Source organism: Dyella sp. 01N36, assembly GCF_056399745.1.
Window position 1 is genome coordinate 1 of record NZ_JBFTRY010000215.1, and the last position, 5394, is coordinate 5394.

Sequence of the window (5394 nt, forward strand, 5' to 3'; positions counted from 1 at the left end):
TCCCTTGGGTGCCATGCCTACTGCTTTGTTTTGCAGACCCGGCGCGTCGCATGCTGGGGCGGAAGGTTGGGTTGCCGGTATCGCGTGTCGACTTGGCCGGACTCGCGACCACATGGCAGATGCTTTCCGACACTAGCGTGGTCGCAGTCCAGCGGCCGATCACTGTGAAAGTTCGCGCATCTGGCTCGCTGTTCCGTGCCGCCATCCGGCTTGTTGGCCCTTCAAGGGGAGGTAGCAACTATGAAAAAGCGCCTCGTAGCGTTCTTGCTTGTCTGTCAGATCGGGGTCKCGGGCTTGGCCTTCGCCGCGCCGCCGAAATTTGTGTATCGCGTCGATACAAGGCCGCCGAGCGTGATCTTTGCGGAAGGTTTCCGTGCATGGGGCACTAACCACAACATTGTGGCGCACATTAACGGTGCGACATGTAGCAGCGACGGCTCGACGAGCGCGTTTGTTTCGACGGCCGCGAACTTCAACGCCGCACGGGACATTGCCAATAAGCATCTTCTGCAACGCAGCGTCACCTACATTTATCGCATTCGGGCCGACCAGACGTTCTACAGCGGCCCGGCGTCGATGGACTGGCTGCAGCAACGCTCCGGGTCGGTCAGCCCTCTTTCGGTGTTGTCACTCGAAATGGCTCGTCGGGCGGACGAATGGGACGCCGTGGACGGCATCMCGGCTCAGAATATCGTGGAGACCCAGGAGGTCACCGCAACCGGGTCGCGTTCGATTCCGAACACGCGATATTTCAACGTAAACACTCAAGGGAACGCGAATCCTTACACAGCCAATGCCGCAGACACCTTGCAGCATTACGGTCTTTTGCTTTCCTCGCCCGGCGGCAGGCTGGCCTTCATGTCCGCCTGCTTTGCGAGCTGCTCAGGCAGCTCGGCAAAGCGTCTATCGCAGGTGGCAGCCAGCCCAACTCAGACCTGCCGTTCCGGTCCCGAGCGTGTTGCCGACCTCGATGCGTTGATAGTTGGGCTGAGTTGGCAAGCGAGCGCCGCAGGGCGATCGGATCTCTAAGCACAGCGTCTAGCTGTTACCTCACAAGGAGCAACCTATGAAACGTCAGCTTGTTCAGGGCCTGGTCGCGATGTGTGTTCTGGGCGTCGTGCTTACGGCGCAGGGAGCAGGGGTTTACACGGAACCAGGAGTTACGGTGATATCCGTGAAATCCAACCAGTATGGAAGTTGTTTTCTTCGGTATCGCTACGGCCCCGGTTCGGTTACGGCAGGCGCGAGTTGGACCTGCAATTCGGCTTATGGTGTGAATATGCTCAATCTGGCGCAGATGGCATTTTTGACGCGAAATTCGGTCAATCTCATGCTCGAAGGCACGGGTGATGACTATAARCCGCTGTACGCCATTGAGTTCAACGAAAAGTGAGGGGCACACCGGTCGCTCTCATTGATGGGAGTCTCCTTAGCTATCTACGCAAGGCCCCCAGTGGGGCCTTGCCAATTCGCTAGAGAGCTGCAAGGCCTAAGGGTGAGCGAGTTTCGTGACGCGATCCCCTGCCATCAAACGTACTGCATCTTCACCGTCATCCCACCGTCGACCACAAAATGCTGTCCGGTGACGAAGGATGATTGCGTCGAAAGTAGATAGACGGCCAAAGCGCCGATGTCCTCAGGAGTGCCTACGCGGCCCGCGGGATGTTGGGTGTGATCGCGGCGGCTGAGTCTGGGAGCGCTGCGTTCAGCAGGCTCGCGCCATGCGTCGGTGGCTATCCAGCCAGGAAGAATGGCGTTGACTCGCACCTTGGGGCCGGCGCTCACGGCCAGTGCGTGGGTGAAGGCGAGCATGCCGCCCTTGGTGGCGGYGTAGGCTTCGGAATCGGGTTCCGATTGCAGTGCGCGGGTGGAGGCGATGTTTACGATGCTGCCGTGTTGATGCTGCAGTGATGGCAGTGCGTGTTTGCTGCAGAGGAAAGTGCCTGTGAGGTTGGTGCCAGGTAGCGGTTCCATTGTTCCAGCGACAGGTCACTGAGTGGGCCGCTGTGCGGATCGGCGATGCCGGCGTTGTTCACCAGTCCGTCGATGCGGCCGTAGTGTCTGAGCGCACTGGTGATCCATCGTTTGACGCTGGCTTCGCGCGATACATCAAGCACCGCGGAGCGGGCGCGTTCGCCCACGTTCCATTCGTCGAGGCAGGCCTTGCCGGCTTCGCTATTCAAGTCGCCGATCAACACATTGCCGCCGGCGCCGAGCACGGCTTGGGCGATGCCGCGGCCGATACCTTGCGCACCTCCGGTCACCAGGATGGTCGTTCCTTTCAGCGGCTGGGCCTCGAAAGGCGTGATGGCGGGCGTTTGCGTCACGGCGGTGTCCTTGCGGGTGTCGGCAGCAGCTTGGCGAAGCGCATGCATAGGCCGGGTCGACAGTGTTTCGCGCCTGCGACAGGGCGGGTCTGCAGAAGCGTGAATTTCCGAGCTATCGGCCAAACGGCCTAAATCCGGCTGGCGTCATGGAGGGTCGACACCGCAAGGATCCCCATCCCCTTTGACCAGACTGGTGTTGCCATCGCCGCGGCGCTGGTACAGGCGCGCTGCGCAAACGCCTTTTTCCAGATTCCATGTGCGTCAAGACATAGAACGAATGGTTTTGTCAAGTTCTCGTGGGCCGTGGATATACTCGCAAGTGACGCAGTTCACACTTTATGCGCAGGGGGCCCCGCCATGAAAGTTCTCACTCTGTTGTTTGCTGTTTGCGTAGCCGCGGTGCTGACCGGTTGTGCCACCGGACGTGGCTCGACCGAGGCGCCGAAGATCGATCCTGCCGCGCAGGCGGTGTCCACGTACAAGATTGGCGTGGACGATCAGCTTCAGGTCACCGTCTGGCAGAACCCCGACCTCAGCGTCAGCGTGCCGGTGAGGCCGGACGGCAAGATCACCGTGCCGTTGATTGGCGATGTGATGGCCGGCGGCAAGACGCCCGAAGAGGTCGCGGCGGAGATCAAGGACAAGCTGCAGTCCTATGTACGCGATCCGCAGGTCGCCGTGATCCTCACTGCCTTGCGCAGTCACGAGTACTTGTCGCGCGTACGCGTGACCGGTGCCGTGCGCACGCCGGTATCGATTCCGTATCGCCAGGGCATGACCGTGCTGGACGCGGTGCTGGCTGCCGGAGGCACGACAGAGTTCGCGGCGCCTGATCGCACCGAACTGTATCGCGAAGACAAGAACGGCGTGACCACGCCTTATGCCGTGCGGTTGGACAACGTACTGCAGAAGGGCGATCTCGCCACCAATTACCCGGTGCAACCCGGGGATGTTGTCACCGTACCGATGCGCGCGTTCTAAACGCCGCACGCAGGGGAAAGGGAGGACGTCGCCATGAGTGGAGAACTCAGGCCGATGGCAAGCCTTGTGCCGGCATTGATCAATGAGGCACGTCGCCGCCGTCTCATGTTGGGCATCGCGTTTGCCTTGATTGCGCTGGCTGCATTGACTGCCGGCATGTTGTGGCCGCGCAAGTACGTCGCTTCGACGACGATTCTTGCGCAGGAGAGCAGCATCATCACGCCCTTGATGGCGGGTGCTGCTGCACCGACGGCTAACCAGAATCGCGCCAGCATGGCGCGCGACGTGATCTTCAGCCGCAAGGTGATGGCCAAGATCCTCGAAGCTGGTGGCTGGATGGCCACCCATCCGTCGCCGGTGGAACAGGACCGCATCGCCGAAGGCATCAAGTCGCGCACCCAGGTGCAGATTTCGCACGACAACCTGATCACCATTGCCTATAGCGACAGCAACGCCAAGCGCACCTTCGACGTGGCGCATGCCTTCGCACAGCTGTTCATCAGCGAAAGCCTGGCATCGAAGCAGCGCGAGAGCCGCGAGGCCTACGAGTTCATCAACAGCCAGGTCGAGGCCTATCGCGCCAAGCTGACCGACGCGGAGGACAAGCTGAAGGCGTACCGCGATGCCAACGCCGACGCACGGCCGGGTAGCGAAGCGGATACCGCGGCACGCATCAGCCAGTTGCGTACGCAGATCGAATCCGCGCGCATGGACATGATGGAGCGTCGCTCGCAGGAAGGCTCGTTGGCGTCGCAGCTCAACGGCGAATCCGAGGTGAATACGGTGCAGACGGCGGATGGCCTGCTGCAGGCGCAGCTGGGCGAGCTGCAGGCGCAGCTCAACAAGCTGCTGTTGACGTATACCGATTCCTATCCCGATGTCGTGCGCATCCGTCATCAGATGGAAGACCTGAAGCGGCAGCTGGCCGCTTCCGACCAGCGCCAGCACGCAGCCCAGTTGGCGGGTACGCCCACTGCCTTGGACAGCAACGTCTCGTTCAACCCGGCTTATCAGCAGATCAAAACGCAGCTGTCTTCGGCTCGCGCAGCAAGTGCGGCAGCTGCCGCACGCATGGGAGCGAGCGAGGCGATGCTGCAAACCGAGTTGCAACGCAGCGCGCGTATCGCCAACTCCGAGAACGTCACGGCCGAATTGACCCGCGACTACAACGTCAACCGCGACGTCTACCAGGACTTGCTCAAGCGCCGCGAGAACGCCCGCGTGTCGATGAATCTGGATGCCGAACAGCGTGGCCTGACCTTCCTGGTGCAGAACCCCGCCGTGATGCCGCTGTCGCCATCGGGCCTGCGCTTCATGCATTTCGGATTGGCGGGCATGGGTTTGTCGCTGGTCTTGCCGCTTGGCCTGCTGGTGGCTCTGGTGTGGTTCGACCCGCGCGTGCGCTCGGTGTGGCAGCTGGAGCAGGCTATCGGTGCGCCGGTGCTYGCGACGATTCCGTTCTATCCCACGCCGGGTGATCGCCGTCGCGATCGCATGCGCAACATGATCCTCGGCCTGATCGTGATCGGGGTGGGCGCTGTCTATCTCATTGCCGTCTGGATACGGCTGAAGGGATGACCATGAAGAATATCGAAGACRACAACATGTCCGAACGTATCAGCGAAGTGTTGGAAGCGGCGGCGCACAACCTCGAGTTGCGCAAGACCTCAAGCCAGTCCATTGCACGCATGCACGAGGAGGGCGGCGCGCTGGCGCCGATCCAGCTCGAGCAGCGGCGGATGATTCATCGCGAAGAATCGGTGCGCCAGCAGTCCGATGCCTTCCGCGAGATCCGTACGCGCCTGCTCGCGATGGGCGGACACCACAACTTCACAACCCTGGTGGTGGCGGTGAGCCCGCGTTCGGGAAGCAGCTTCGTGGCGCGCAATCTCGCCGCCGCCTTTGCGTTCGATGAAGCCAAGACCAGTTTGCTGATCGACTGCAACGTGCGTTATCCGAACCAGCACAAGGTCATGGGCATCGAGCCTGCGCGCGGTGGACTGATCGACCTGATGGATCATCCGGCGATCGGCATCGAGTCGATCATCTATCACACCGGCGTACCGCACCTGCGCCTCATACCGGC

5 protein-coding genes and 1 pseudogene are annotated in these 5394 nt (G+C 61.4%); 5 read left to right on the forward strand and 1 reads right to left on the reverse strand.

Annotated features, from left to right (window positions below; genetic code table 11):
- The first annotated feature begins 240 nt into the window (after positions 1-240).
- Positions 241-1029 (forward strand): scabin-related ADP-ribosyltransferase, encoded by a 789-nt coding sequence (locus tag AC1DMG_RS19350; RefSeq protein WP_477180931.1) that lies wholly within the window; start codon positions 241-243, stop codon positions 1027-1029.
- A gap of 37 nt (positions 1030-1066) precedes the next feature.
- Complete coding sequence (locus tag AC1DMG_RS19355; protein ID WP_441603171.1) at positions 1067-1393, forward strand: hypothetical protein; 327 nt, start codon at positions 1067-1069, stop codon at positions 1391-1393.
- A gap of 134 nt (positions 1394-1527) precedes the next feature.
- Here the strand turns inward: AC1DMG_RS19355 and AC1DMG_RS19360 are convergent.
- Positions 1528-2375, reverse strand: a pseudogene (locus tag AC1DMG_RS19360) (SDR family oxidoreductase).
- Positions 2376-2684: 309 nt separating this feature from the next.
- Between AC1DMG_RS19360 and AC1DMG_RS19365 the strand changes: the two are divergent.
- The 3 genes from AC1DMG_RS19365 to AC1DMG_RS19375 all read left to right on the forward strand — a co-directional run.
- Complete coding sequence (locus AC1DMG_RS19365) at positions 2685-3308, forward strand: XrtA/PEP-CTERM system exopolysaccharide export protein (protein ID WP_082121019.1); 624 nt, start codon at positions 2685-2687, stop codon at positions 3306-3308.
- Between the two features lie 33 nt (positions 3309-3341).
- Positions 3342-4886 (forward strand): XrtA system polysaccharide chain length determinant, encoded by a 1545-nt coding sequence (locus tag AC1DMG_RS19370; protein WP_441603172.1) that lies wholly within the window; start codon positions 3342-3344, stop codon positions 4884-4886.
- A 2-nt stretch (positions 4887-4888) separates the two neighbouring features.
- Positions 4889-5394: P-loop NTPase family protein (locus AC1DMG_RS19375; protein WP_477180932.1), on the forward strand; the 506-nt coding region annotated here is incomplete at its 3' end.